The organism is Ruegeria sp. CDSA034 (assembly GCF_059612275.1).
Genome location: NZ_JBXWQH010000010.1, coordinates 17357 through 41327, shown reverse-complemented (window position 1 = coordinate 41327; position 23971 = coordinate 17357). Strand labels below are relative to the sequence as shown.

The 23971-nt window shown below is 55.1% G+C and carries 26 protein-coding genes and 1 pseudogene; 15 read left to right on the top strand and 12 right to left on the bottom strand.

The window, feature by feature from the left end; genetic code table 11:
• Positions 1-112 precede the first annotated feature (112 nt).
• Positions 113-901: a phytanoyl-CoA dioxygenase family protein gene (locus AC2FLJ_RS15820; protein ID WP_496699152.1), complete on the top strand. Its 789-nt coding sequence runs from the start codon at positions 113-115 to the stop codon at positions 899-901.
• 113 nt (positions 902-1014) lie between these two features.
• Here the strand turns inward: AC2FLJ_RS15820 and AC2FLJ_RS15815 are convergent, their stop codons facing one another.
• On the bottom strand, positions 1015-2061 hold the full coding sequence (locus tag AC2FLJ_RS15815; protein WP_496699154.1) for an aromatic ring-hydroxylating dioxygenase subunit alpha: 1047 nt from the start codon (positions 2059-2061) through the stop codon (positions 1015-1017).
• A gap of 96 nt (positions 2062-2157) precedes the next feature.
• Positions 2158-3087, bottom strand: a complete 930-nt coding sequence (locus tag AC2FLJ_RS15810; RefSeq protein ID WP_496699156.1) for a LysR substrate-binding domain-containing protein — start codon at positions 3085-3087, stop codon at positions 2158-2160.
• Between the two features lie 96 nt (positions 3088-3183).
• Here AC2FLJ_RS15810 and AC2FLJ_RS15805 point away from each other — a divergent pair, with 96 nt between their 5' ends.
• The 3 genes from AC2FLJ_RS15805 (at position 3184) to AC2FLJ_RS15795 (ending at position 5684) form a co-directional block, all read left to right on the top strand.
• Positions 3184-4269, top strand: a complete 1086-nt coding sequence (locus tag AC2FLJ_RS15805; protein ID WP_496706674.1) for a hypothetical protein — start codon at positions 3184-3186, stop codon at positions 4267-4269.
• 152 nt (positions 4270-4421) lie between these two features.
• Complete coding sequence (locus AC2FLJ_RS15800) at positions 4422-5363, top strand: fatty acid desaturase family protein (protein WP_496706672.1); 942 nt, start codon at positions 4422-4424, stop codon at positions 5361-5363.
• A gap of 3 nt (positions 5364-5366) precedes the next feature.
• The gene (locus AC2FLJ_RS15795; RefSeq protein ID WP_496699162.1) at positions 5367-5684 is read left to right on the top strand and encodes a non-heme iron oxygenase ferredoxin subunit; all 318 of its coding nucleotides are present in this window, start codon (positions 5367-5369) and stop codon (positions 5682-5684) included.
• Positions 5685-5696: 12 nt separating this feature from the next.
• Here the strand turns inward: AC2FLJ_RS15795 and AC2FLJ_RS15790 are convergent, their stop codons facing one another.
• From AC2FLJ_RS15790 to AC2FLJ_RS15770, 5 genes are read right to left on the bottom strand one after another with little or no spacing between them, the layout of a single operon-like run.
• Positions 5697-6305: a glutathione S-transferase family protein gene (locus AC2FLJ_RS15790; protein WP_496706670.1), complete on the bottom strand. Its 609-nt coding sequence runs from the start codon at positions 6303-6305 to the stop codon at positions 5697-5699.
• A 13-nt stretch (positions 6306-6318) separates the two neighbouring features.
• Entirely contained in the window at positions 6319-7200 is an 882-nt protein-coding gene (locus AC2FLJ_RS15785) for an amino acid ABC transporter permease (protein ID WP_496699166.1), read from the bottom strand.
• A 59-nt stretch (positions 7201-7259) separates the two neighbouring features.
• A complete protein-coding gene (locus AC2FLJ_RS15780; protein ID WP_282121046.1) occupies positions 7260-8093 on the bottom strand; it encodes a transporter substrate-binding domain-containing protein in 834 nt (277 codons plus the stop codon).
• A gap of 35 nt (positions 8094-8128) precedes the next feature.
• The gene (locus tag AC2FLJ_RS15775) at positions 8129-8971 is read right to left on the bottom strand and encodes an amino acid ABC transporter permease (protein ID WP_282121047.1); all 843 of its coding nucleotides are present in this window, start codon (positions 8969-8971) and stop codon (positions 8129-8131) included.
• Position 8972: 1 nt separating this feature from the next.
• A complete protein-coding gene (locus tag AC2FLJ_RS15770) occupies positions 8973-9719 on the bottom strand; it encodes an amino acid ABC transporter ATP-binding protein (protein ID WP_282121048.1) in 747 nt (248 codons plus the stop codon).
• 308 nt (positions 9720-10027) lie between these two features.
• Here AC2FLJ_RS15770 and AC2FLJ_RS15765 point away from each other — a divergent pair, with 308 nt between their 5' ends.
• The 5 genes and pseudogenes from AC2FLJ_RS15765 (at position 10028) to AC2FLJ_RS15745 (ending at position 13534) form a co-directional block, all read left to right on the top strand.
• Positions 10028-10606 (top strand): carboxymuconolactone decarboxylase family protein, encoded by a 579-nt coding sequence (locus AC2FLJ_RS15765; protein WP_282121049.1) that lies wholly within the window; start codon positions 10028-10030, stop codon positions 10604-10606.
• A gap of 11 nt (positions 10607-10617) precedes the next feature.
• Entirely contained in the window at positions 10618-11205 is a 588-nt protein-coding gene (locus AC2FLJ_RS15760; protein WP_496699170.1) for a helix-turn-helix domain-containing protein, read from the top strand.
• A gap of 12 nt (positions 11206-11217) precedes the next feature.
• The gene (locus AC2FLJ_RS15755; protein ID WP_282121051.1) at positions 11218-12597 is read left to right on the top strand and encodes an MATE family efflux transporter; all 1380 of its coding nucleotides are present in this window, start codon (positions 11218-11220) and stop codon (positions 12595-12597) included.
• A 155-nt stretch (positions 12598-12752) separates the two neighbouring features.
• A pseudogene (locus AC2FLJ_RS15750) lies at positions 12753-13240 on the top strand (IS6 family transposase); the annotation flags it as partial.
• A gap of 12 nt (positions 13241-13252) precedes the next feature.
• Positions 13253-13534, top strand: coding sequence for an adenylate/guanylate cyclase domain-containing protein (locus AC2FLJ_RS15745; protein WP_496699280.1), 282 nt, complete (start codon positions 13253-13255; stop codon positions 13532-13534).
• 334 nt (positions 13535-13868) lie between these two features.
• On the opposite strand, the gene AC2FLJ_RS15740 is transcribed toward AC2FLJ_RS15745, so the two are convergent.
• Both AC2FLJ_RS15740 and AC2FLJ_RS15735 read right to left on the bottom strand, forming a co-directional pair.
• The gene (locus tag AC2FLJ_RS15740) at positions 13869-15086 is read right to left on the bottom strand and encodes an HlyD family secretion protein (protein WP_282121052.1); all 1218 of its coding nucleotides are present in this window, start codon (positions 15084-15086) and stop codon (positions 13869-13871) included.
• Positions 15086-15463, bottom strand: a complete 378-nt coding sequence (locus AC2FLJ_RS15735) for a hypothetical protein (RefSeq protein WP_058273728.1) — start codon at positions 15461-15463, stop codon at positions 15086-15088. The genes AC2FLJ_RS15740 and AC2FLJ_RS15735 overlap by 1 nt, the downstream gene beginning before the upstream one ends.
• 397 nt (positions 15464-15860) lie before the next feature.
• Here AC2FLJ_RS15735 and AC2FLJ_RS15730 point away from each other — a divergent pair, with 397 nt between their 5' ends.
• The 5 genes from AC2FLJ_RS15730 to AC2FLJ_RS15710 all read left to right on the top strand — a co-directional run bounded on the left by AC2FLJ_RS15730 (position 15861) and on the right by AC2FLJ_RS15710 (position 20217).
• Positions 15861-16868 (top strand): helix-turn-helix domain-containing protein, encoded by a 1008-nt coding sequence (locus AC2FLJ_RS15730; RefSeq protein ID WP_496706667.1) that lies wholly within the window; start codon positions 15861-15863, stop codon positions 16866-16868.
• Between the two features lie 151 nt (positions 16869-17019).
• Positions 17020-17313: a glycine zipper domain-containing protein gene (locus AC2FLJ_RS15725; protein ID WP_282121054.1), complete on the top strand. Its 294-nt coding sequence runs from the start codon at positions 17020-17022 to the stop codon at positions 17311-17313.
• 422 nt (positions 17314-17735) lie between these two features.
• The gene (locus tag AC2FLJ_RS15720; RefSeq protein WP_496706666.1) at positions 17736-19118 is read left to right on the top strand and encodes a cytochrome ubiquinol oxidase subunit I; all 1383 of its coding nucleotides are present in this window, start codon (positions 17736-17738) and stop codon (positions 19116-19118) included.
• Positions 19115-20119 (top strand): cytochrome d ubiquinol oxidase subunit II, encoded by a 1005-nt coding sequence (gene cydB / locus AC2FLJ_RS15715; protein WP_496699177.1) that lies wholly within the window; start codon positions 19115-19117, stop codon positions 20117-20119. Before AC2FLJ_RS15720 ends, cydB begins: the two co-directional genes overlap by 4 nt.
• Positions 20116-20217 (top strand): DUF2474 family protein, encoded by a 102-nt coding sequence (locus tag AC2FLJ_RS15710; RefSeq protein WP_496699179.1) that lies wholly within the window; start codon positions 20116-20118, stop codon positions 20215-20217. The genes cydB and AC2FLJ_RS15710 overlap by 4 nt, the downstream gene beginning before the upstream one ends.
• Positions 20218-20520: 303 nt before the next feature.
• Here the strand turns inward: AC2FLJ_RS15710 and hutC are convergent, their stop codons facing one another.
• Positions 20521-21204 carry a histidine utilization transcriptional repressor HutC gene (gene hutC, locus AC2FLJ_RS15705; protein WP_496706664.1) on the bottom strand — a complete coding sequence of 228 codons (684 nt, stop codon included), beginning with the start codon at positions 21202-21204 and terminating at the stop codon, positions 20521-20523.
• Between the two features lie 150 nt (positions 21205-21354).
• Here hutC and AC2FLJ_RS15700 point away from each other — a divergent pair, with 150 nt between their 5' ends.
• Positions 21355-21903 (top strand): HutD/Ves family protein, encoded by a 549-nt coding sequence (locus AC2FLJ_RS15700; protein ID WP_496706662.1) that lies wholly within the window; start codon positions 21355-21357, stop codon positions 21901-21903.
• 56 nt (positions 21904-21959) lie between these two features.
• Here AC2FLJ_RS15700 and AC2FLJ_RS15695 read toward each other — a convergent pair whose 3' ends face one another.
• Entirely contained in the window at positions 21960-22973 is a 1014-nt protein-coding gene (locus tag AC2FLJ_RS15695; RefSeq protein ID WP_496706660.1) for an amidohydrolase family protein, read from the bottom strand.
• A 99-nt stretch (positions 22974-23072) separates the two neighbouring features.
• Entirely contained in the window at positions 23073-23849 is a 777-nt protein-coding gene (locus AC2FLJ_RS15690) for a transporter substrate-binding domain-containing protein (protein ID WP_496699187.1), read from the bottom strand.
• Positions 23850-23971 lie beyond the last annotated feature (122 nt).

Here is a 23971-nt window from a genome sequence, read left to right as displayed (position 1 = left end):
CTTCATCATAAACTGCCGCAGTTCACCCACCTCGTAACGCCAAAAAAACGGGCGCAACGCGCCTACCTTCTGCAACCGCCTCAGTAAATGAGGTGACAGAAATGGACGTTACATGACACAAACACCTGACCTGAAAACCGTTCAGAATACCTATGCGCGCGACGGAGTCGTGCTGCTGAAACAAGTGCTGTCGCAGGATTGGCTGAGTAAGCTGCGCCAGGCCGTCGATGACGAAGTTGCCAAAGGTGACCGTTACTTTGCTTACAAAAACATGCGTGAAAATCCCGGCGTGTTTCAAGACTATTGCCTGAACTCTGATATTGGGCAGCGTGTGGCAGAGGTAGCAAACAGCCCTTGGACCTCGCTGATCTACGACCAGATATTTGCCAAAGAACCGGGCACAAAAACACAAACGGGCTGGCATACGGATCAACCCTATTGGCCGGTCTCAGGCCCGATCATGACCATGTGGATTGCGCTGGACCCCGTGGACCCCGACAACGGTGCGTTGGAGTTCGTAAGGGGCTCGCATGCCTGGGGCGCCAAATACCGGCCCTTCAGAACGGACCAGCTTGGGGGCTTTTTGCATTATCTGGAAGTGAACAACCCAGACTATATCGACATGCCCGATTTCGAGATGAACCGCGCCGACTACGACATCTTTCACTACCCGAAGATGAAACCCGGCGATGCGCTGGCATTTGACGGTATGATTGTGCATTCAGCGATGGGCAACCGCACCTCAACCCGGCGCAGACGCGGCTATGCGATCCGGTTCGCTGTGGACGGCGCAACCTATGAGCCCCGCGATACTGTCACCGAATGGCTGCACGACGACAGCTTACGCCCCGGTGCGCCCTTCGCTGGGGGCCGGTTTCCAGTGATCTACAGTGCGACATAACAAGCAAGTGGCAAACTCCGCCCTTCTAGCCAAGAATTCGGTCGGCAGGGCGGGGTCAACTTCAAATAGCCCGATCAAGTGAAACTACATAAGTAACTTTCGCAGACGACGCCTCAAGCCGGAACTGTTGTACTCACAGGGGTGGTTTCGGCTTCGATCGCGCGATCAAGCGTTTTGCGAAACAGTTTGGCACCCGCGTCCAACCCGAGATCGATGTTGGGCGTCTTGGCGTACTTCATACCCTTGTGGACTTCTTCCAGAACGTCCTTGTCCTCAAGAAACGCCATGCGCGCACCGTCATTCATGAATTTGGACACTTCCGCATTTTCGGGATCGGAATTTCGGTGCTGAAACCAGAAGTATCTGGTGCGGTCTTCATCGATTGGGGTCATGAAATTATAGGAGATATTGATGAACGTTTCAGCAATGGGTTGCTTATCATACCCACCGGTCCCGACCGGCGTATAGATGGATTTGTTCAGCCCGATCGCGGGCATGCACATCTCATAGTGCTGCAGCCGGTCGCAATCGCCGTCAAATGCCACCAGTTTGGCGTAATAGGGCGATGGCGGTTTGTTCGCGATCCAGCGCGAGACGACGACGCCACGGTCGGTCCGCTCGACGTTCAGCGGCTCTTCATCCGTTCCAGCGCCCGCAAAAGAAGATACATGCACCCAGGCGACATGGCTGGGATCAAGCAGGTTGTCGCAGACCCACAGGTAATGGCAGTCGATATCCATTACCCCACCGTCGGTCTTGCCCCAGCTGTCATCGTCAAAATTGTCGATCGGGAAAATCTTATCGGGATCTGCCAGTTCCGGATCGCCCATCCATATCCAAAGGAACCGATACCGATCCACAACCGGATATGATCTAACCACCGCCCGCCGCGGGGTCATGCCGCGCTGCGTCGGGCTGTCCGTGCACTTGCCCGTGCAGTCAAATTTAAGCCCGTGATAGCCACATTCCACGACATCCCCGATCAGGTTGCCCTTGGACAAAGGCAGCTTGCGGTGCGGGCAAGCATCCTCCAATGCGACTGGCCTGCCATCCTTCTGCCGGTAAAGCACTATATTCTCGCCCAGAAACGTCTCGGCCTTCAGCTCGCGACCGATATCTTTGCTCCAGGCGGCGACATACCAGCAGTTTCTCAGATACATTGGAATGCTCTCCAGATTGTCAGATGGCTTGTGCAAGTATGGGCGGCAAGCCGATCTTGCACCATGCTGGAATGGTAATGACTCGTATAAGTCAGGCTAATTCCCGGCGCCCGCGGCTGGCGGAATGTCTGGCTGCGCCTCAACCTCGGCGCGGATCCAGTTCAGAAACTCACCGACTTTCGGGCTATCCTTAGTTTCATGGGGTCGAACCAGCCAATAAGACAGCGGAGACTGCGTCAGCTCCGGAACTGGTCGCACCAAACGTCCGTCGCACAATGTGTCAATGACCAGAGGCTCCCGCCCTAAAGCGACACCAAGCCCCTCGATGGCCGCCTGAACGACCAGATTGGATTGCCCAAACCTCCGTGTTCGCAAGGGCCACGGTAGCGTCAACCCGCATTGCCGCGCCCAGAAATCCCACGTTGGACTTGCGGGCCCATGATGCAGGTTCTCATCCACCAGCATCGTGTGCTGCGCCAGATCTTCGACCCCACGCAAGCTTGGTATCAAAGAGGGAGCGCAGACCGGAAACAGCTGCTCGGTCATCAGCAAATCGACCTGATAGCCAGGGTAATCACCCAGGCCATAGCGAATACCGATATCCGCATCCGCCCCTGAAAACGGATATTGCCCGGTATCCGTGGCAATGGAAATCGACAGGTCCGGATGAGCAAGATCAAAGTTTAAAAGGCGTGGAAACAACCAGTTGAACGCAAAACCCGGCAGACATGAAATCACGATGGTCCTGTCGGTGCGGGTCTTGTCCCTCAGCTGGGTACAAACGTCCGAAATACGCCCCAACCCTTCAGAAATGGCCAGCGCCAGCAGTTCCCCTTCGCGGGTCGGACGCGATGACCGTGCACCACGTACCAGCAATTCGAGACCAAGCCATTCCTCAAGCGCCCGCACATGCTGACTGACCGCACTTTGGCTGACACCCAGCTCAGCTGCTGCTGGGGAAAAGCCGGAATGTCGGACAACTGCCTCGAAGGCGCGCATGGCGGAATAGGGCAGGTTTACGATCATATTAGTCACCCTAATGTCAGGCATAATCACTTTCAAATAGATTAGGCGCGCAACCCGAGCCTAATCTATACTGACCGGAACCCGTAGGAGACGCGAATGTCGGACATCACACCCGAGCGCGGCGCGCGAAATCTATTGACTAATTGCGCCCACGCAACGGCAGGCGACCGGTTGTTGATCGCTTATGAACCTCCCGAACACGGCTATTTCGATGCGGATAGTGTCCAAATCGTCACGCATGCCGCGCGATCCATGGGGCTGTCGGTTGATGCAGTGAACGTAGGTTTTAATCCGGACAATCCACACCTTTCCGCGGATCTCCTGGCGCGGTTCGAAACCGCCGATATCATCCTGTTTCTGGCCCGTCTTGGGGATCAGCTCCGGTTCTCGGAAATGCCGCAGGGCAAGAAGATCATTGTCAGTTTTGCCCTGAGCCGCGAGCTTTTTGGCTCTGGTTTTTCCAACGGGCATCACGATGCCTTCCTCGACATCAAGGCAGGGATCAACAGCGTTCTGAATAGGGCCGCCGACGTGCGGGTCACCTGCCCTCTGGGCACGGACTTTCAGGGGCGGCCTGAGATGAACCTGGATACGACAGGCGATACGTCGATCCTGCGCTTCCCCATGTCGGTCTTCACACCAGTCCCGGCGCACAGCTTTTCGGGCCGGGTGGCGTTGAAATTTCTGACGGGCACCGGATCAAAATACTATGATGATTATACGGTAGAGTTCGAAAGACCGGTGTTTGCGATGCTGGAAAACGGGCGTCTGACAGGGTTTGACGGCGATCCTGCCGACGCCGCACGGGCCGAGGCTCATTATGACCGGGTCGCGGGTCAGTTCGGCATCGACCGCAATTTCGTGCATTCCTGGCATGCGGGCATCCACCCGGGCTGCGGCTACCCATGGGATATGCGCGAGAATTTCGAGCGTTGGGGCGGGTCCGCTTTCGGCAATCCGCGTATTCTGCACTTCCACACCTGCGGTGCTTATGCCCCAGGCGAAATCAGCTGGAACGTGTTTGATCCGACGATCGTAATCGACGGTGTGACCTACTGGGAAAACGGGGCTTTCCACGCCGACCGTCTGCCTGGCGGAGCCACCATTCTGGACAAGCACCCCTGCGCGGCTGCCCTGTTCGCCGACCCCGATCTGGATATCGGTCTACGCCGCACTGGCTGAGCCTTCCCGCTTGATCGAACGCGTGCCATCGCGCTAAACTGATTGCAATAGGTCCACCTGACAAGGTCCTATGGTGCGGAGCACTCCCGTCTCCGGTGCCGGTACATGCGATGAGGGCACGGCCCCCGCACCGGCAAAAATGTGGAATTCACATGTCACAAGCAATCGTAACGCCCCTGTCTCAGGCACTGGCCGAAGGCAAGCTCACGCGTGAAGAACTGAAAGGACTCATGCAACGGTCCGACGGCCCCGGCCTGCGCCATCTGGCGCTTTGGGTACTGGTACTAGCTGGCACAACTACCCTTGTCACCCTAGCCTGGAACAGCTGGCTAATCTGGCCCGCAATGTTCCTGCAAGGCATCGTTCTGGTGCACCATTTCTCACTACAGCATGAATGCGTGCACTATACGGTGTTCCGAACCCGGTGGCTGAATGACTTGGTAGGTCAGATCTGCGGCCTGATCATCATTCTGCCACATCGGTTCTTTCGCTACGAGCATTGCGATCATCACACCTATACGCAACTGACCGGGGAAGACCCCGAATTGATCCCTTTGCCCGAAACAATGGGAAAATATCTGCTTTATCTGTCCGCCTTGCCCTATTGGCGCGGCAAATTCACGGAACTGTTTCGCCACGCCAGCGGCAATCTCAGCGAGACCGAGTTGCGGTTCATTCCGAAAGTCGAACATCAGGCCGTATATCGCGATGCCCGCAGAATGCTGGCTATTTATACGGCAATCTTTCTGGGCATGGCCATCACGGGTTGGTGGGGGTTGATCTGGTATTGGGTCATCCCCCTGTTTCTGGGCGAGCCGGTGATGCGCTTCATCCGGATGACCGAACATGTCGGACGCCCGACCGTCGCGCAGATGTCGGAAAATACGCGCACCAATCTGGTTTCGGCACCGTGGTCCTTTCTGTGCTGGAACATGAATTACCACGCGGAACATCACTATGTCGCTTCGGTCCCGTTTCACGCGCTCCCGCGCTTGCATGAGAAGCTAAAAGACCACATCCATATTGAGCCCGGCGGCTATCTGGCTGCCCACCGCGAAATCCTGCGTCAGATCCGGCACAAGGAGGAGGCGTGATCCATGACAGATGTAAAACCGTGGAGGGACGTGATCGAGGCTGCTCGGTTGGAAAAAAATTGGGTCACACGGGTCGAACTCGGCTCACGTATCATCGCAATCTACGACACACCCGGTGGTATCTATGCCTCACTGGCGCTGTGCAATCATAGCGGTGCGGATCTGTGTGACGGGTATTTCGATGGCTATGTCATCGAGTGCCCCCTGCATCAGGGCGCGTTTGATGTGCGAAATGGGCACCCGGTTTCAGCGCCTGCTACGCGGCCGATGAAAGTGTTTGAATCCCGGGTCGAAAAAGGCATGGTTCAGATCAGAGCATAGCCCCGCTTGCCCTTAACCCGGTGCCGGCAACCCCGGCATCGGGACATATCCGGGCAAAGCCTCAACACGCGCGATCCATGCCCGCACCGCCGGGTATGGAGACATCGATATTCCACCCTGATACGCCAGAGCTATGTAAGGATAGCAGGCCAGATCTGCGAGGGTGGGACGGTCGCAGGCCAGCCAGCGATGGTCTGACAAGTGTTGCTCCATGATCTTCAGGGATTTCCGCCCAAGCGCCAGCGGCTCAGCCAGATCGGTGTCGCGTTCAAACAGAACAATCGCCCGGGCCATTGCAAGGCCGTGGAAGATTTCATTCACAGAAAACGACAGCCATTGCTGTATGTCGCCGTGTTCTTTCGGTGTGGTCGGGGCCCATTCGGCTGCGCCATATTTCTGTGCCAGATAGACCATGATGGCAGTACTGTCGCGCAGGACGAACCCATCATCGTCCAGAAACGGTACCTTGTTCAGCGGATTGACCTGCAAAAAAGCGCTCTGGTTTTGGTCACCGTTCAGCAGGTCTACGTCGACGACCTCATGATCCCGCGCCAGCATGGACAGCAGCAGTCGTACTTTGTGACAACTGCCCGAAAGCGGGAAATCATAGAGCCGTATCATACTGGCCTATATGTCAGCGCTTATCTGACCGTTTTTCAAGCCGCGCAAACAATCGGCTAAGGCCGAAGCAAACCACAAAGTAAAAAGCGGCCGTGGTGATCCACGCCTCAAAAATCATGCGGGATGAGGCCACAAGCTCAACCGTTTTGTAAGTCAGTTCCTGCACAGAAATCAGCGACAGGATTGAACTGTCCTTGATCAGCGATATGAACTGATTGGCGAGCGGTGGCACCACTTTCTTCATCGCTTGCGGCAGTACCACATAGCGCAGTTCCTGAAGGCGGCTCATACCGATAGAGCGCGCGGCTTCCCGCTGACCTTTTGGGATCGACTGGATGCCGGCACGCACAATTTCACCAACGAATGCGCTCTCAAAAAGGGCCAGGACAATGACGCCCGAAACAAGCGATGGGAAGCGGCGCATTTCACCGAAGAAGAACTCCCAGATCTGATTGTTTTCCTGCCGCGCGATACCGCGCGCCCATCGTTCCAGATTCAACGCATCAATCAGTTGTTGGGACAGGAAGAAGAAGAAAATGAAAACGACAACAACCGGCGGCACATTGCGCAAGAATTCCAAGTAGGTGCGCGCCAGCATGCGGATGGTCAGATTTGATGAACAGCGGGCTACACCCAGAATGGTGCCCAGGATCAACGCCAGAATTCCGGCATAGAGGCTGATGCGAACCGTTGCGGCCAACCCTTGCAGCAGCAAATTGGCAAAGTATTCCTCACGACCTGAATGCCAGCCGACAATGTAACTGGGGATGACGTCCCAGCGCCACCTATAATTGAGCGTGCCTTCAATCGACAGCCAGATATACCCGAAAAACACGAACAGAACCGCGGCGATCAGGTAGTCCGGCCATCTGAGTTTTTTGAGAAAATCCTGCACGCGAGACGCTCCGTATCAGATCCGGGGGGCTGCATCGCTGCCCCCCGGGTGGGTCAGGGTTACTGGGCGACCTGGTCAGCCCATTCATTTCCAGCAAACCAATAGTCATGACGTTCTTTCAGCCAACCGGAACGCCACTGCTGCGCGATCCAGTTGTTGAAATAGTTCATGGCGTCCGGGTCGCCCTTTCGCACACCAAAGGCTTCACCGCGCGGATCATAGAGATTTTCGAACGGCACACTCAGCGTTTCAGGGTGCAACCCAGCCTCGCGGTTCGGAGTTGGCTGCGCTGCCATGGAAGCATGAGCGTTCCCATTCAGAACCTCCTGAGTTGAGGCGCCGTCTTCATCGAACAACAGCAAGGTCGCGTCTGGGAAGTTCTGTGCAATCACCGCCGCAGGTGTTGCACCACGCCGGGCGGCAAAGGTCACTTCGGGATTGTTGAAATCCTCAAGCGTCATGCCTTCAGTCATCGACTTATTGGCCAGAATGGCCAGACCCGAATAGGCGTATGGATCGGTAAAGTTAATGGTCAGGTTCCGCTGCGCTGTCACCGACATGCCCGAGATGATCACGTCGAAATTGCCTGAGACCAGCGCCGGGATGATACCATCCCAAGCGGTGGGCACGAATTCGACCTCAACCCCCATATCCTCGGCCAGCTGACGGCCAACATCCAGTTCGAATCCGATCAGATCGCCATTCTTGTCGCGCATCGACCATGGTACGAACAGCGACAGACCGATCCGGATCACGCCATCCTGCTTGATAGTTTCAATCACACTTTCGCTGGATAGTTCCTGCGTAGCGCTCTGCGCCCAGCCTGAGGTCGCCACACCGGTAGCCACGACCGCGCCGAGGGCAGCCCCGAGCATTCTGCGAGAAAGCTTCATCTTGGTTCTCCTTGTTGTCCGACATATTTTCTGGGTTATTGGTCGACGGCATATTTCTTCTCCAGATGGCTTACGCCAATCGACAGGATCAGGGTCACCACCAGATAAACCAGTGCGATGGTGAACCAGATTTCGAAACTCATGTATGTGTCTGAAATGATGTTGCGTCCGAAGGTCGTCAGCTCGGCCACCGCAATCACGCTAACAATGGCCGAAGATTTGATGAGGTGAACGACTTCACCGGTCATCGGCGGCAGCATGAAGCGGACGGATTGTGGCAGGATGATATAGCGATAAGTCTGGGACGGGCTCATCCCGATGGATTTAGCGGCCTCCCACTGGCCTGTGGGGACGGCGTTGATCCCGGCCCGGAAGATTTCCGAAATCAAGGCAGAATGGAAAACGGCCAGGGTAAGGATACTGGCCGTGTATCGGTCAAACCCAAAAATCGGCCCCAGAACATAATAGAAGAGGTAGAGCAGAACCAACAGCGGGATATTTCGGATCAGCTCCAGAAATCCAACCGCAACTGCGGACCCGATGACAAGATCCGACAGACGCAGCAACGCCACAAGCAGGCCTATAACCATAGCCAGAATGAAAGCCGTGACCGACAATTTGATCGTCGCGACCAGCCCGATGGGAATTTCACCCCATTCAAACCCGACCTCGGTATTGCGATACAGAAACTGCGGCACCCGGTACCATTGCCAGTTATACCCCATGCCCTGCGCGCCGATATATGCACCATAGGCGATCAGCCCGACGATAACGGCATAGATCCCGACCGAAATCAGGGTCGAGTCAAAAAACCGCTTCAAAAAAGGCGGCTTTGGCAGCGGCTGACCTTTTGGCCGGGAAATGCCCAGATCGCTCATGTCAATGCGCCAAGATCTGATCTAGGAACAAACGGCAGCGTTCGCTCGAGGGGTTGGTGAAAAACTGTTCGGGTGGCGAAACCTCGACGATCTGGCCCGCCTCCATAAAGACCATCGTATCAGCGACCTTACGGGCAAAGCCCATCTCGTGAGTGACGACAACCATAGTCATGCCGGTATCGGCCAGCTCGACCATCACATCCAACACCTCATTGATCATCTCGGGGTCCAGCGCGGATGTCGGTTCGTCAAACAGCATGATCCGAGTTTCCATGCACAGAGACCGCGCAATTGCCACGCGCTGCTGTTGCCCGCCCGACAGCTGCGCCGGGTACTTGTCAGCCTGTTCCGGGATATGAACACGTTCAAGATAGTTGCGTGCAGTTTCTTCGGCCTGCGCCTTGGATATCCCGCGCACTTTCATCGGACCGATCGTCAGATTCTCTAGCACTGTCAGGTGTGGAAACAGGTTGAACTGCTGAAAGACCATACCGACTTCCTGCCGCAGCTCGCGAATTTCTTTGGCCCCGTCATAAACCTCGATCCCATCGATCACGAGGCGGCCGGAGTTGTGCCACTCCAGCCCGTTAAAGCACCGGATCAGCGTCGATTTCCCCGATCCCGAGGGACCGCAGATCACGACTTTTTCACCCTGATGGACCGTCAGATCGATGTTTTTCAGCGCGTGAAACGCACCGTAATATTTATCCAGATTGGTCACTTCAATCATCGGAGTGGCTTGGTTCATGTCGTACCTGCTTGGGTTCGGGACACCATGCGAATTTGTCTTTTGATGGACCGGGCGTGCAAAGGAGTTTTCTCCACCGTTCCTGCAAAGGCAGGCCGGCATGTCGTGGTGCCAGGCCTGACAAAACAGCCGAGGCCGGGCTGGCGCTGCGATTGTTTGGGGCAGTCGGGCAAGGCCTGAGCCTCCTCAAATACGTTGCACACTAATTAATATGGTTGCTTAATATGCAATACTCGTCAATAAAAAACTCAGAGGACAATTTATGATCTGCCCTCAGATAATACTGACGACCAAGGGAGGAACCGCAAATGTCTGCCTGGATCAGCATGATATCTGACGAAGATGCTGACTCGCATCTGAAGGCCACTTTGGATCTGGCGCGTACACCGCACGGCACTATCGACAATGTCATGCGGGTGCATTCCCTGCGGCCTAACACCATGAAGGGGCATGTGATTCTGTATCGAGCCTGTCTGCACGATGAGGCGAACAAAGTTCCCATGTGGTTTCAGGAAGTGATCAGTTCCTACGTATCCACTCTCAACACCTGCCCCTATTCCTATGCTAACCACTGGTCCAACGCCCGTCACCTGATCGACGACGCCACACGCGCCGACAAGATCGAAGCCGCACTCGAGGCACATCGCCCGCAGGATGCGTTCGACGGCGCACATTTGGCGGCACTGACCTATGCGGAAAAGCTTACACTTTCGCCGGGTACGATGGTCGATTCTGATGTGGCAGCCCTGAAACACACCGGTTGGGAGGACGGCGAGATTCTCGAAATCAACCAGATCGTAGGTTACTTCAACTACGCCAACCGGTTGCTGAATGGCCTTGGTGTCACCACCGATGGCGATGTGGTGGGGTATTATAGCAGCGACTGAAAGGACGGATCATGCAAGGAGACACTCCAGGCAGACAGATCGACCGTGCCATCGGAGCCTCGCTGAAGGAACTACGGCAAAGTCGGAAGCAATCCGCTCGTAGCTTGGCAGAACAGTCCGGCATCTCAGCCGCTATGATCAGCCGGATCGAAAATGGGTTGGTTTCTCCCTCAATCGACACTCTGGCGGCACTGGCCGAAGCGCTCGAAGTTCCGATTGTTTCTTTGTTCCGCGAAGCGCGTACAGATCACACTGACTACACTCTCGTGCGCCATGGTGAGGGACTGAAATCAAACCGTATCTCGGCGGGGCACAGCCACGAGTACGTCAATCTTTCACTGCATTCTCGTAAAGACCTGCGATTTCAGGCGCGTCGCGTGACTTTATTGCGCGAAGGCGGGCCGCCGCCCACTTATGTCGGCCACGGCGTAGTGTTTGTACAGGCACTCGAGGGCCAAGCCGTTTACCGATATGGCGAGGCCCGCTTTACGCTGTCAGCTGGCGACACGATCAGTGTGGACGCTGAACTCAACCACGGGTTCGAAGATGTTCTGACCCCTGAGTTTGTCTTTCTAACAGTTCAGGCCGAGCGCCCATGACACCCAGTTAACATGGCTCAGGCAATCGACCTTAATCTGACCCAAGGGTCCATTGCAGGCCATTTCCGAACATTGGCGATACCCGGCGCGGTCGGAATGCTTTTCAGTACACTTTACAACATCGTCGACATCTTCTTTGCCGGGCTGTTGTCGACTAGCGCCCAAGCTGGGCTGGCCCTTGGCTTTCAAGCTTTCTTCATCTCTATTTCCGTGGGCGTCGGGCTGGGTGCAGCTATGAGTGCACTGGTTGGAAACGCTCTGGGTGCAGGCGACAACCGAGCGGCACGACGCCTAGCGGCCCAAGGGATAACTTACGGAATCGTTGCGTCTTGCCTGCTTGCCCTGGCAGGGCTTTGGTTCGGCCCATTGTTAATCAAGCTTGTCTCGGAACCAGGCGTTTATCGTGAAGCCGGGCTTCGCTATTTCTATTGGTTGCTTTTGGCAATGCCGGGATTTCTTCTGGCTCATGGATGTAATGGCATCTTGCAGGCCCATGGCGACGCAGTGTCTATGCAACGGGCACTTATCGTCGCGTTTCTGGCGAACATCATCCTGAATCCCCTTCTGATCTACGGAATTCCGGGCGTGATTCCGGGCATCGGCTTCAACGGTTTGGCTTTATCCACGGTGATCAGCCAGACAGGCGTGATGATCTTTTTGATCCGGCAGGTTCTTCGGCGAAGGCGAATGAAACGTATGCGCGCGGCCTATTTCAGACCACGCCTAAAACGGTTTGCAGAAATTTCGCTGCAGGTTCTGCCCACTGCCTTTTCGTTTACGATCATGTTGTTGTCGGCCTTTGTGCTGCAGTTTGCGCTGAAGCTGTTTGGTGAACATGCAATTGCTGGTTATGCAATCGCTATACGGCTTGAACAGGTTTTGTTGCTGCCCATTCTGGGTGTCACGGGTGCCCTACTGCCAATCGCCTCACAGAATTTCGGTGCTCGGGACAGCCAGCGGGTGCGCGCCGCGTTGTTCTATTGCTGGCGAGTCGGGTTTTATATGTCGCTGGTTGCGATCCCGATCCTCTGGCTTGGTGGTCCCTTAGTGATGCGCCTTTTTACAGCGGACCCAGAGGTTGTACGCGTTGGTGTGGGATATCTACGAGTCGACAGTCTGATCCTGCCTTTTTACATGATGCTGTTTTCAATCAACTCACTTTTGCAGGCCTTCAAAAAACCTATTTGGACCGTTTGGATCAGCCTTTATCGCCAGGCCTTTGGGGTCGCGTTCTTTGTTTGGGTGTTTATTGGCATATTGGGATTCAACGAAACCGGGGTGTGGTTCGGAACGGCCGCGGCCGTAGTGACCGGCTGGATAGTCGCTATGGCGTTGACCATACGTATTGCGAAGACAGAAATCGGCGGTTTGTGGGTGCCTGCCACGGGGTGAAAAAAGGATGTGCAGCAAACTTTTTATCTGAATTGACAAGTGCGCAGGTTCCGACGTTTGTTCTCGGCGTTTAGTTCTTTAACAGTTTTCGGCATGTTCTCTTTGAAAAGCGTTGCTAATCTGTTCGCGTTGCCCTTCTCGGATAGCGCGGTCCCATGGCTATACCGTCCTCTTTGCGGCGGCTGAAGGGCTTCCGTTTTCCTCGCGAAATCATCGCCTATACGGTGAGGGCATATCACTGGTTTGCTCTCGCACGGCAGATATCGAGGACCTGCTGGCGGTGCGTGGCGTCATTGCCAGTCATGAAGCGGTTCGTCTCTGGGTGAACCGCTTCGGGTCTCAGTTCGCGGCCTGTATCCGGCACGACCGGCCCCGGCCGCACGACAAATGGCATATGGACGAAGTGGTCGTCCCGATCAACGGCGTGAAACATTGGCTATGGTGTGCGATCGATGGCATTTGAGATGTACCTGACATTGTGATTCAATCTCGCCGCAGTGCCGAGGCTGCAAAGCGTTCCGTCGGCCGACTGGTTGCAACCTATGGCGAACCACGTGTCGTGATCACGGGCAAGCTGCGCAACTATATCAAGCCGACCAAGGCCATCGCGCCGGGCGCCGACCATGCGCGATACACTGCAATCGCTCTGCGCCAAATGGGAAAACTGGGTCATCGAGTTTGTTATGGAGTTAGCATCTCGTTTGGCTATGCCACCGTCGGTATCGTCGGTTCAGCAGGACGATTTGAGTACACTGCCTCAGGAACTTCGATCAACATGGCCGCGCGGCTTTGCGACGTGGCCACCCACAATGAGATACTGATTTCCGCCCAAGCTTGGGCAGTCATTGAAAGCGTAGTAGAGGCAGTAAGCCAGGGAGAGGTGGAGATGAATGGCATCAGGGAGCAAGTTGAGGTCTTCGCTGTTGTGTCAGAGTAGTTTCCGACGAGCTGCCAATTGCGAATTCGACTATTTTGCGTGAACCTGAGCGGGACATTTAAGGCCCTACCGCATCGAGCTCTCACCGGCTGGCATATCTGATGCTCCATGTTCACACTTTGGTTCATGCTGCCCAAGCGTGGGCAGCCCAAAGCCGACCTTTAGAACGGTCTTCAAATGGTGCGGTCACAGCCCGCATTCCCGACTTTAGCTGAAACCGCAAAATCGCAATGGAACAATAATTTACTTGGTGTGTTCTCTGTCCGCAAAAAGTCGAAACGGCTCCCAACTTTTGTCGGAAGCCGTGTTGTTGAAAATGAGGGTATTTGGAATATCAGGCGTGCCCACCACCTATCAAGCCGATACCCGAAGTCAGACCGAACCAAGCTTTGACCCGCAAACCGACAGCCTTGATGATACCCATGGCCTGGATCCCGTGAGCGACAATTGTGCCTTCCATGTCACCTTCAAAATTGGTGGTGTAGGATTGAACGATGCAACCACTGCCTGGCACCAAAAGATCGCGGTGCTCTGGGTGTACCAGGTCAAGATGCACAACGATCTGACCCCGTTTTGCCTTTTCACTCGGCTCGATCAGGCGACCGCTGGGCGCAAGCTGACCGGAAGAAATCGACTCTTGAATGCGTACGATCCTTGCGGGAAGAACGGTATTGCGCATCGAGATGTTGAAGTTGCTTTCGCATGCCACTTCTGCCGCCATTCCCTCGTACAATTCCGTGCGTGAAACCTGCGAGAAACCGGCAACGATACGTCCACGTTCAACATCTTTCCTGTCTGGCACGATGAGCATTGCGGGGCTCATTGCGGCTTGTGCGGCGCGTGATCCGACGTTGAGAGTGACCTGTTCTACCACTCCGTCAACGGAGCTGAGCGTCAGAGTTTTGGACAACTCCACTTGTGCTTGTTCCAGCGAAGCTCGTGCCGATGCAAGCTGTGCAGGCAATACGGCAGTCGCTTGAACTTGGGCCACACCCAATTGAGTTTCCGCGGCCTCAACTTCTGCTGATCGGGTATCCAAGGTGGCTTGTGCGCGTTCCAGCTGGCTCACTTGGAATGCAGCAGAGTTTTTGGCTTGAAGTGCGCGATGATCCATCAGGGACAGTTCGGCTTGCTCCCTTGAAGTAATCGCAGCATCAAGAACGGCTTGGGCGGTTTCGACTTGCAGTTCAGCTGCCAGTTTCGCGCTTTCTATTTCCTCAACTTTTCGCATCGCGAATTTTACGGCAGCCTCTTCGGAGGAGTTCTCAACTGCAAAAAGCGGGTCGCCCGGTTCGACACGATCTCCACCTTTTACATAGATATCGGTCACTGTTCCGCCGTTCTCGGCGACGACAGGAACGGTTCTGAAGGGCACAAGGCCAGTGTAGGACTTGGGGTAGTAGTAAAATACAGCAAAGAACACGATCAGGGCCAGGACGAACCACATGAATAGCGCCCGGTGAACGTTGTACAAGGTGACTGGAATCCCGCGCCATTTAAGGTAGATCACGCGCAGGACAAACGGAAAAGAAGTGACGAGCAATTCGATCATTATACCAACTCCTCTTTCGAAGGCCGCCACCACAACATGAAGTCGCGGGCGATTGCAGTCAGGATCAACGCGCCTGGCAGCAGAATGCTGAAGTGGCTGAGCGCGGGCATCAATTCGTATGCCAAGGCTATGGTAAGCATCACCGGAATGGTTGTGCGCAGCGGAGTGCCGATTGATTTGCGCTCCGTATAGCGTTCAAAGCGGGCATAGAGGTGTACGACCAGTAGGATCGCAAGGAAAAGAACAATCAGTCCGACCCAAGCATAGGTGTCAGTCTGATTGGGCGCGACCCACCATCTGGGGTCGCCGCCAGCGGCGAAGGCAGGAGTTGAGATGATGCCAAGTACAGGCGCCATCAGGAACGCGGGTGGTTTCATGTTTCAGGTCCTTGATTTACGCAGTCACGCGGTGCGTGAAGATTTTAGGTGTCTTCAGAACGTCAGTTCTCGGTCGGTTGTTGTGATGGTTCTGAGGGTTGTTCCGGCGGGGCGTAGGGGGGATCCCAGCGACGCCCGTTCGGTGTTTTCTCGCCAAGCAACGAAGCGTGCAGGCCGTAAATGTTGCCTCCGGACCATTCCTGTCTGGCAGAGTCGTTGATTGCCTTAAAAACGCGGTAGTACCTTGCGAAGTAGATCATTGCCTTGTCCTTTCTGATGATCGGGACCTAACCGTCATCGCCCCCGCGATCCTTAGGGTTCTGGACATTTGTTGTTGGCTTTTGGACAATTGCGGGAATTGCAGGGCCGTTTGTGCCCGTCAGGGGAGGAAGCGAAAGTGCCACGGATCAGTGCATACAGACTGCAAAGTGTCGGGTTGCGTTATTCGCAAGAGCCCGGTGCGCGCATACCGTTTCCTGAAATTCTGGAAATGGCGGGGGCACCTTCGGATATCGTCAACAGCCCAGACGCCACTGTCGAACTGCTTCATGAAGCGGGCGCCGTTGAAACTGTGTGTCGTGTTTTGGAAGACAAGACCTTTGCCGCGCGGGTGGGGCTTTCGGCGCAAGGTCCCGGAACGCTTTTGGCTTACATTGTGCGGGCAGCAGAAACGGTCGAAGACGCGCTGGCATTGACACAGCGCTTTTATGCAATGCAAGACCCTGACCTGCATCTGGATGTTGTAGGGGCGCCAAATGAACCCAAGATCACGCTGGAAAGTAGCGTGATCCCGGCGCATCAATATCCTCGCCATCGCGAAATGCTGGTTTTCGGTCTCTATAAGCGCGTTCAACAGATCACGTCGGGCGGATTTGCCCCTATCTCAATCGAGTTGGAAACGGACGACGTCGAGCATTGTAAGCTGCTGGCAGAGTTGGCCGGGTGCGCCGTAGAAGGGTTCAAGTCCGGATATGCGTTGGCTCTGCCCCCAAACGGTATGAGCTTTAGGATTCCAACTGCAGACCCTACTTTGTTGGGGCATTTGCGTCGGCATGGGGAAGAGCAGCTAAAGGCTCAACCTGATGCGGTCCGAAGTCTGTCCGATCGCATTGTAGACATGCTCGGGGAACGTCTTCCCGGTCCAATACCAAACGGCGATCAAATAGCCGGAGAGCTTGGATTGACCCGACGCACAATGACCCGGCACCTTTCAGCCGAAGGAACAAGCTTTAAAGCACTTTTAGAGGGGGTGTTGTGCGACCTGTCCAAACGGATGCTTCGTAATGGGGAGGGTGTTGCCCGCGTTGCCTTCATGCTTGGATTTGCGGATCAGGCGGCCTTTTCAGTGGCGTTCAAGCGATGGACAGGTGAAACGCCAGCCAGGTTTCGTAAAGCTGGCCGCTAAGTCTCCTGGCCTGTGCAGCGCGCGGGGCCATAAGATGTCCAAGATCCACAAAACCTTGTCCTGTCCCCAAAAGAAAGCAGCCCATGGGGTCACCTAGTTCAATGGCACACGGCAGCCGCGGTGGTTGCTGACCCAGAACAAGGATGAACCTATGAAAACCTCGAAGAAACTCTTTATCGCCCCGATCTCCGGCGCACTTCTGATCACCATGGCAGCCACAGCTCATGCTGATTATGTCACCGATAAGGCCATCAAAGGCGCAGTTGTCGGCGCTACTGTCGCGGGCATTGCCGGCGAAAGCATCGTAGGCGGCGCAGCCGCCGGCGCTGCGGTTGGTGCCGTGGGCGGTGCGATCCAGAAGGACAATTTCGAAGACGCGCAGGACGAGGCACAAGAACGCCGCGACGACTTCAAAGATGACCATAAGGACTGGAACGAAGACTGAAACGCCATCCCAAACGCGCCGAAAAAAGGAGGAAACACAGCCGAACAAAACTGACCGGTCAGCATAAGGTCCATCGGCCCTGCGCTGTTAGCATCCAGACGCAACGTGACTGACCACCCCGAACAGAACTCGCACAGTTTCTGATAGGTTGCCATCCGGCTCACAAACGAGCCGGGTGGCAACTTTGTTTAGGGCACTTAAATACCGGCCGTGCCCTGACTTCGCGTTTCAAATTCCGCTTCCTTTCTTGCCATTCTCGACCTGGGTTTTGTCCAAAATCCAAAAACAACCGTCCAGAACCCAAACGAACTAAAACGTCCTCTGCCCCAAATCCTGCTCATCTGAATAACATCGACGAGCTGGCAACCGAAGCAACCCAGGTGACTGCCGCTCTTTCCAATCCGACGCCAAAGGAAACGGCAATGAACCTACTAGCAAACTTTGACGCAGAGACCCTGGCACGCATCCAGTTTGCCTTTACTGTGTCGTTCCACATCATCTTCCCGGCCTTTTCCATCGGCCTGGCAAGCTTCCTGGCCGTCCTCAATGGCCTTTGGCTTTGGCGCAAGGACAAGGCTTACCTCAATCTCTTCAACTACTGGAAAAAGATATTCGCTGTCGGCTTCGCGATGGGTGTCGTGTCCGGCATTGTGATGTCTTACCAATTTGGCACGAATTGGAGCACATTCTCGGATACCGCCGGGCCTGTGATCGGGCCCTTGATGGCATACGAGGTGATGACGGCCTTCTTCCTTGAGGCAGGCTTCCTAGGCATCATGCTTTTCGGTCGCGAACGCGTGGGTCCCGGCTTGCACATGATGGCCACGGCGATGGTTGCCCTTGGCACTCTGATATCGGCCACGTGGATTCTTTCAGTCAATTCCTGGATGCAGACCCCGGCCGGATCTGACGTCAACGAGCTGGGGCAATTCATCCCAGTGGATTGGTGGTCGATCGTCTTTAACCCGTCTTTCCCCTACCGCCTGACACACATGGTGCTGGCGGCATATCTCACCACTGCCTTTGTGGTGGCGGGGGTTGCGGCTTGGCACCTGCTACGCCGCAATCGAACGGCCGAGGTCACCCGCATGTTCTCGATGGCAATGTGGATGGCTGTTTTGGTTACTCCTCTGCAGATCGTCGCGGGCGACCTTCATGGTTTGAACACGCTGGAGCATCAACCGCAGAAAGTGATGGCGATGGAAGGTCACTTTGACAGCCACCCCGAAGGTGCACCGCTTATCCTGTTCGGCATTCCAAACGAAGATGAAAAGCGCGTGGACTACGCCATCGAAATTCCGAAGCTATCGTCGCTGATCCTGAAACATGATCTGAACGCGCCGCTTGACGGGCTGGACACCATTCCCGACGACGAAGAACCCCCGGTCGCGATCGTTTTCTACAGCTTCCGCGTCATGCTTGCCATCGGCTTTGCCATGCTGGGCGTCGGGTTGTGGTCGCTTGTTCAGCGGGTTCGGGGCCGCCTCAACGAAGATCGCTGGTTGCACCGCGCATCCGTCCTGTTGGCGCCCAGCGGATTTGTGGCGGTACTGGCCGGTTGGATCACCACCGAAGTGGGGCGCCAACCTTACACGGTGTACGGGCTGATGCGGACATCGGACTCCCTTTCCCAAGTGGATGCGCCTGCAGTTGCGGCGTCTCTGATTGCCTTCATCGTCGTGTATTTCGCGGTGTTCGGAGCAGGCACGTTCTACATGCTGCGTCTCATGGGAAAACCGCCTGTCGAAGACTTCCAGAAAGCTCAAAAACCCATTGAAATCTTTACCTTGGCGGAGGCAGCATGATGCTTGAACTCTCGACAATCTGGGCAGGCATCATTGCCTTTGCCGTTCTGACCTATGTGATCCTGGACGGTTTCGATCTTGGAATTGGGATCCTCTTTCCATTCGCAAAAACCGAAAAGGACCGTGATGTCATGATGAACTCGGTCACACCGGTTTGGGATGGAAACGAGACGTGGCTGGTCATGGGCGGCGGAGGTTTGTTTGCTGTTTTCCCGTTGGCCTATTCTGTAGTGATGCCCGCGCTTTATGTGCCTGTCATCATCATGCTTCTTGCGCTTGTTTTTCGTGGTGTTGCCTTCGAATACCGATGGCGAACGGTACGCGGGCGCTGGCTTTGGGATGTTGCGTTTCACGGTGGTTCAACCGTGGCCGCACTTTGCCAGGGCATCGCGCTTGGCGCGCTGGTTCAGGGAATCCCGGTCGAAGGTCGGCATTATGCCGGTGGATGGTGGGATTGGCTGACGCCGTTCTCTGTCCTGACAGGTGTGGCCCTTGTGATCGGGTATGCCTTGCTGGGCGCGACGTGGCTCAACATGAAAACCACTGGAAAGATTCAGCGTCAGATGCGCTCCTATGTCCGTCCGTTGATGCTTATGACACTCGGGCTGATCGGTCTTGTCAGTCTTTTGACCCCGTTCCAAGACCCGATCTATATGGTCAGATGGTTTTCGGGGCCCGGCGTCGTTTTCACTGTGCTTGTGCCGGCTCTTGTAACTGCCATTTCATGGAAGCTCGATCGTGGCATAACGGAACAGCGCGACTATCAGCCCTTTGTCTGCGCCATTGCCCTGTTCGTCGTGTGCTTCATTGGTATCGGGATCAGCTTCTATCCCTATATGCTGCCTCCAAGCCTCACGATTGCTGAAGCCGCCGCGCCAGACAGCAGTTTGGCTTTCGCTCTGGTCGGAGCAGTCACTCTGCTGCCAGTGATCCTGGCTTACACCGCCTACACCTACTGGGTTTTCCGTGGGAAGATCGATCCAGAGGAGAACTACCATTGAAAACGCTAAAACGAGTTTTCTGGTTCGGCGCGATCTGGTTCGGCAGTGTTTTGTGCCTGGCCATTGTCGCGTACGTGATCAGGTTGTTCATCACCTGAAATGCCAATGAAACCACTGCTCGCGTGTGAGCTTGTCCGGCTCGCGTAAACATTTGTCCACGCGCCAAAAGAAACTCAGTTCGTTCCCACCAAATTCCTAAGAACAAGCGGTCCGCGGGGGCGTCTCATCTTCAACAATTCTAGGGGCTTTCATGCTTTCGCGTCCAAAGAACATTGCTGTGCGGTGAGATCAGATTGATCCGGCCCTGCCCACTCAATCAACGTAACGCCATGAAGGTCAAGGGTCTAAAGTTTGCAACAGATCCCTTTCCGAGGTTGCCAACCTACCCAATGCGAATGCCATCACAGCTTGGTCGTCATTTTGTAACCGGAAGGAAAATAGAGTTTGGCATGAGTCACGTTGTTCTCCTCCAGCCAAGTGGTTCTTTCGACGGTAAACAAGGCCGTTCCTTCGTTTTCCCCCAGGAACTCCGCAACCTCCAGATTGGCGTTGGTCGCTAAAAACGTCAGTTCAACCTCGGTAAACGGAACCTCACGGACAAGCCACTCGTTTGGCCCAATTTCTTCGAAAGACTGATCGCGTGCCTGAGGAATAGTCGCAATATTGATCCAGCGCTCTTCGAACTGAAAGGCTTTGTTTGAGGCAAAGTGCATACATCTGAGATGCAGAACCTCACCCCCTTTTGGGATCTTGACCTGAGCACGCAACCAGCCGGGGGCGGCGATAACCTCGCGCTCAACAAGCGAATATCGATAGGTGGCCCCTAGGTTGGTGATTTCTTCCTGAATAAGCGGAATTGTGATCCGGGCCTGGCGCGTCGGGGCTGTTTTAACCCGTGTTCCTGCCTTGCGCTTACGCTCTAGAACGCCATCATCAACCAGTTCGCGCATTGCACGGTTTACCGTGGCCCGCGCACAGCCAAATTCCTTGGCAAGCTGAATCTCACCAGGCACTACCGCGCCGGGAGGCCAGGTGTTGTCGCGAATGCGGCCTAGGATGTTTGATTTTATATCCTGATAGCTCACCCGCACGACAAATGGCCTATAATATGTCTAAATTAATTGCATAATGTTTGTACTCGTATGCGGCTAGGGATTGCAACCGTCGGCACGCCTAATTCGAACAACAGCAAGCATACGCTGCCTTCCTATGACTAACCCGAAATGCGACCAGAAATGAAACATGTCCGAACCAGAACCCTGGAGCCCGTTTTGTGGAAAAACGGCTTGGGGACCACGCGACAAATTGCACGGGGAAGTGGCGAGCAGGGCGTCGTCTGGCGTGTGAGCCTTGCTGACGTGGAGGCTGACGGGCCATTTTCCACATTTCCGGGCATGTCTCGTATCCTGACCGTTGTAGAGGGAGATGGCTTTGATCTGGTTGGCCCTGCGACACCGTTGAACGCGCGGTTTTCCGATCCACTCAGGTTTTCAGGCGATCTGGAATTGTGGTGCCGGCTGGAAGCGGGACCAGTGCGTAATTTTAATGTAATCTTTGATCCTGTTCAGTGTGCTGCATCCGTAGATTGCCTGACCGGTGAGGACCCCCATAAGCTCCAAGCGGGTCCGAACGAAGTTCTGTGTCTGTTTTCAGTGTACAAGGGCTGCTCTATCGACGGAAATAGGGTTGAGCCCACTGAGGCTGCGATCCTCAAGGATGGCAATTTCACAACCATCGGTTTTGAGGACAGCATTACATTATTGGCGCGCCTCAAGAACCGATAGCGGGCAAGAGAACCTCAATCGACTATAGGAGGTAACTTAGCCATCACGCGTTGAAATTAGCCCGGGGTGCATTTTTGCGCGCGAAGTTCCGACAGGTGGCTCAGCAATGCGTTCGCTGTTTTCCACGTCACCTGCTCCTTTTCTTCGGCGGTCAGCGCTGCCGGAACAACCGCATGCGTATAAGGATCGTCCGTGAAGATCGGATAATCCGATCCCAGCATAATCCTGTCTGCGCCCAAAAGCTTAACAGCTGCCTCCAACGCACGTGGCCCAAGTGAAGCGCAATCGTACCAGAGCCGACGCAGACGCTGGGTCGGGAACGGATCATCCGGGTTGCGATGCCGCGCAATGCTTTCTAACCGCTCAAAAATAAAGGGGAGCGTGCCGCCCAAATTGACTATCTGAAAGGAAACAGCCGGGTAAGAATCCAACAGGTCTGACATGATCATGGTCAAGGCGACCTGAGAAGCGCTGGATTGCAGTTCCACTGCGGACAGTCGGTATTGCATCAGGTCCGCGGGGCGCGGCGGCGGGTTTTGCCCGACTTTCAGACCAGGGTGCAGCATGATGTGACAGCCGTATTCATTTGCCGCTGCCAATAGCGGTCGCAATGTGTCAGCTTCGGCCAAAGAGTTGAAATAGTTCGACGGCAAAATAATTCCCGGCAAACCCAGATCGCGACGAACACGGCGAAGCTCTGCACAGGCAATATCAAGATCATCCAGCGGCACTCCGGCCAACCCGATCAGTGCACCATCGCTATCAATTCCCAACTGGGCAAGGTGATCGTTAAAGGCAGAGATAACCGGTGCAATTTCCGTGGCGGGCAACAGATCAGCGCCAAGTGCTCCGGGGAAGGTCAGCAAGCGGTGCGTCAGTCCCTGCTTTCGCATTTCGGCCAGACACACTTGCGGGTCATGATAGGCATCGGTGAACGGAAATTCTCCATTCATCGCTGACATCACAGTGACCCCATCTGTGCGTGTTCGGAGGCGAGGATGCGACTTTCGGGCGCGCAAAGTCTCGACCAGCCCACCACCGTAGTAATGGGAATGCATATCAATGCGCATATTGGTCTCTCCTGACATCTCGATTACTGACGTAGCGCACAGAAAAGGCCCACCGATTGATTATCGCAGCGGGCCTTTTACAGTGTCAAAGTCAGAACGTTACAGGCCCCATTTTGCGGCGGTCGCCGCGAAGAACCCCTGCGCCTGACGCAGTTCGATCCAGCTGTTCACGTAGTTGATCCATACCTGATCGCTTTGGGGCATCAGCATCGCGATCGGTGTTGGCGCACGCGCCTCGGTTACTTCAATCTGACGCAGGTTCGGGAATTTTTCGAGCAGGGTCGAACCTTCGATATTCGATGTGATGAAAACATCAGCGCGCCCTGCCAGAACCTCCTGGAACCCACGTGCCGGTGCCTCAACGACCTTGATATCAGCGTCAGGGAACCACTCGCGGACGCTTTTCTCGAATGTCGTCCCCAAGGTGGTCGCAACCTTGACTTCCCCTTTGTTGATCGAGTCCCAATCCGAGAATTTTTCGGCCTGTTCTTCAGTGGTAAAGGGATAGATTTCAACTGAGATATAGCTATTCGAATACCCGGCAGCTTTCAGGCGGGGCGGGCTGATCGAGGCAGAACCTGTAATGTGATAGTTCCCGGCAACGACACCGTTTACCAAGGTCTTCCAATCCGTTGCCACGAATTCAAGCTCCACGCCCAAATCTTCGGCGAGTTGGGTCATGACGTCGATATCATATCCCTTGTAGGCGTTGGTTGCCGGATCCCGGACGGACATCGGGTTCCAGTCGCCGGTTGTCCCGACTTTCAGCACCCCATTGTTCAGTATGTCATTCAGGGCCGATTGGGCATTGGCCGCCCCTGTGAGCATTCCAACTATAAGACCCGCGGCCAGGCCCATTGATTTCAGCAGCTTCATCGCTTCCTCCCCTTTTGTTCGCGCGTTCGCAACCAGATTTATGTCTGTATTTATCATATTTTGTATAGTTTTAATTTGAAGGCAAAGCTAGTCTTACGCTAACAATCTCAAAGGGGCAGGTC

What these genes read in the sequence shown, in the direction of transcription:
- AC2FLJ_RS15735 (WP_058273728.1), bottom strand. Translation starts at nt 15,463, where the DNA reads ATGAAACCACCCGCGTTCCTGATGGCGCCTGTACTTGGCATCATCTCA.
- AC2FLJ_RS15765 (WP_282121049.1), top strand. Translation starts at nt 10,028, where the DNA reads ATGTCTGCCTGGATCAGCATGATATCTGACGAAGATGCTGACTCGCAT.
- AC2FLJ_RS15695 (WP_496706660.1), bottom strand. Translation starts at nt 22,973, where the DNA reads ATGCGCATTGATATGCATTCCCATTACTACGGTGGTGGGCTGGTCGAG.
- AC2FLJ_RS15800 (WP_496706672.1), top strand. Translation starts at nt 4,422, where the DNA reads ATGTCACAAGCAATCGTAACGCCCCTGTCTCAGGCACTGGCCGAAGGC.
- AC2FLJ_RS15725 (WP_282121054.1), top strand. Translation starts at nt 17,020, where the DNA reads ATGAAAACCTCGAAGAAACTCTTTATCGCCCCGATCTCCGGCGCACTT.
- cydB (WP_496699177.1), top strand. Translation starts at nt 19,115, where the DNA reads ATGATGCTTGAACTCTCGACAATCTGGGCAGGCATCATTGCCTTTGCC.
- AC2FLJ_RS15740 (WP_282121052.1), bottom strand. Translation starts at nt 15,086, where the DNA reads ATGATCGAATTGCTCGTCACTTCTTTTCCGTTTGTCCTGCGCGTGATC.
- AC2FLJ_RS15775 (WP_282121047.1), bottom strand. Translation starts at nt 8,971, where the DNA reads ATGAGCGATCTGGGCATTTCCCGGCCAAAAGGTCAGCCGCTGCCAAAG.
- AC2FLJ_RS15760 (WP_496699170.1), top strand. Translation starts at nt 10,618, where the DNA reads ATGCAAGGAGACACTCCAGGCAGACAGATCGACCGTGCCATCGGAGCC.
- AC2FLJ_RS15795 (WP_496699162.1), top strand. Translation starts at nt 5,367, where the DNA reads ATGACAGATGTAAAACCGTGGAGGGACGTGATCGAGGCTGCTCGGTTG.
- AC2FLJ_RS15720 (WP_496706666.1), top strand. Translation starts at nt 17,736, where the DNA reads ATGAACCTACTAGCAAACTTTGACGCAGAGACCCTGGCACGCATCCAG.
- AC2FLJ_RS15770 (WP_282121048.1), bottom strand. Translation starts at nt 9,719, where the DNA reads ATGAACCAAGCCACTCCGATGATTGAAGTGACCAATCTGGATAAATAT.
- AC2FLJ_RS15790 (WP_496706670.1), bottom strand. Translation starts at nt 6,305, where the DNA reads ATGATACGGCTCTATGATTTCCCGCTTTCGGGCAGTTGTCACAAAGTA.
- AC2FLJ_RS15810 (WP_496699156.1), bottom strand. Translation starts at nt 3,087, where the DNA reads ATGATCGTAAACCTGCCCTATTCCGCCATGCGCGCCTTCGAGGCAGTT.
- AC2FLJ_RS15815 (WP_496699154.1), bottom strand. Translation starts at nt 2,061, where the DNA reads ATGTATCTGAGAAACTGCTGGTATGTCGCCGCCTGGAGCAAAGATATC.
- AC2FLJ_RS15820 (WP_496699152.1), top strand. Translation starts at nt 113, where the DNA reads ATGACACAAACACCTGACCTGAAAACCGTTCAGAATACCTATGCGCGC.
- AC2FLJ_RS15755 (WP_282121051.1), top strand. Translation starts at nt 11,218, where the DNA reads ATGGCTCAGGCAATCGACCTTAATCTGACCCAAGGGTCCATTGCAGGC.
- AC2FLJ_RS15700 (WP_496706662.1), top strand. Translation starts at nt 21,355, where the DNA reads ATGAAACATGTCCGAACCAGAACCCTGGAGCCCGTTTTGTGGAAAAAC.
- AC2FLJ_RS15805 (WP_496706674.1), top strand. Translation starts at nt 3,184, where the DNA reads ATGTCGGACATCACACCCGAGCGCGGCGCGCGAAATCTATTGACTAAT.
- AC2FLJ_RS15690 (WP_496699187.1), bottom strand. Translation starts at nt 23,849, where the DNA reads ATGAAGCTGCTGAAATCAATGGGCCTGGCCGCGGGTCTTATAGTTGGA.
- AC2FLJ_RS15780 (WP_282121046.1), bottom strand. Translation starts at nt 8,093, where the DNA reads ATGAAGCTTTCTCGCAGAATGCTCGGGGCTGCCCTCGGCGCGGTCGTG.
- AC2FLJ_RS15745 (WP_496699280.1), top strand. Translation starts at nt 13,253, where the DNA reads ATGGGAAAACTGGGTCATCGAGTTTGTTATGGAGTTAGCATCTCGTTT.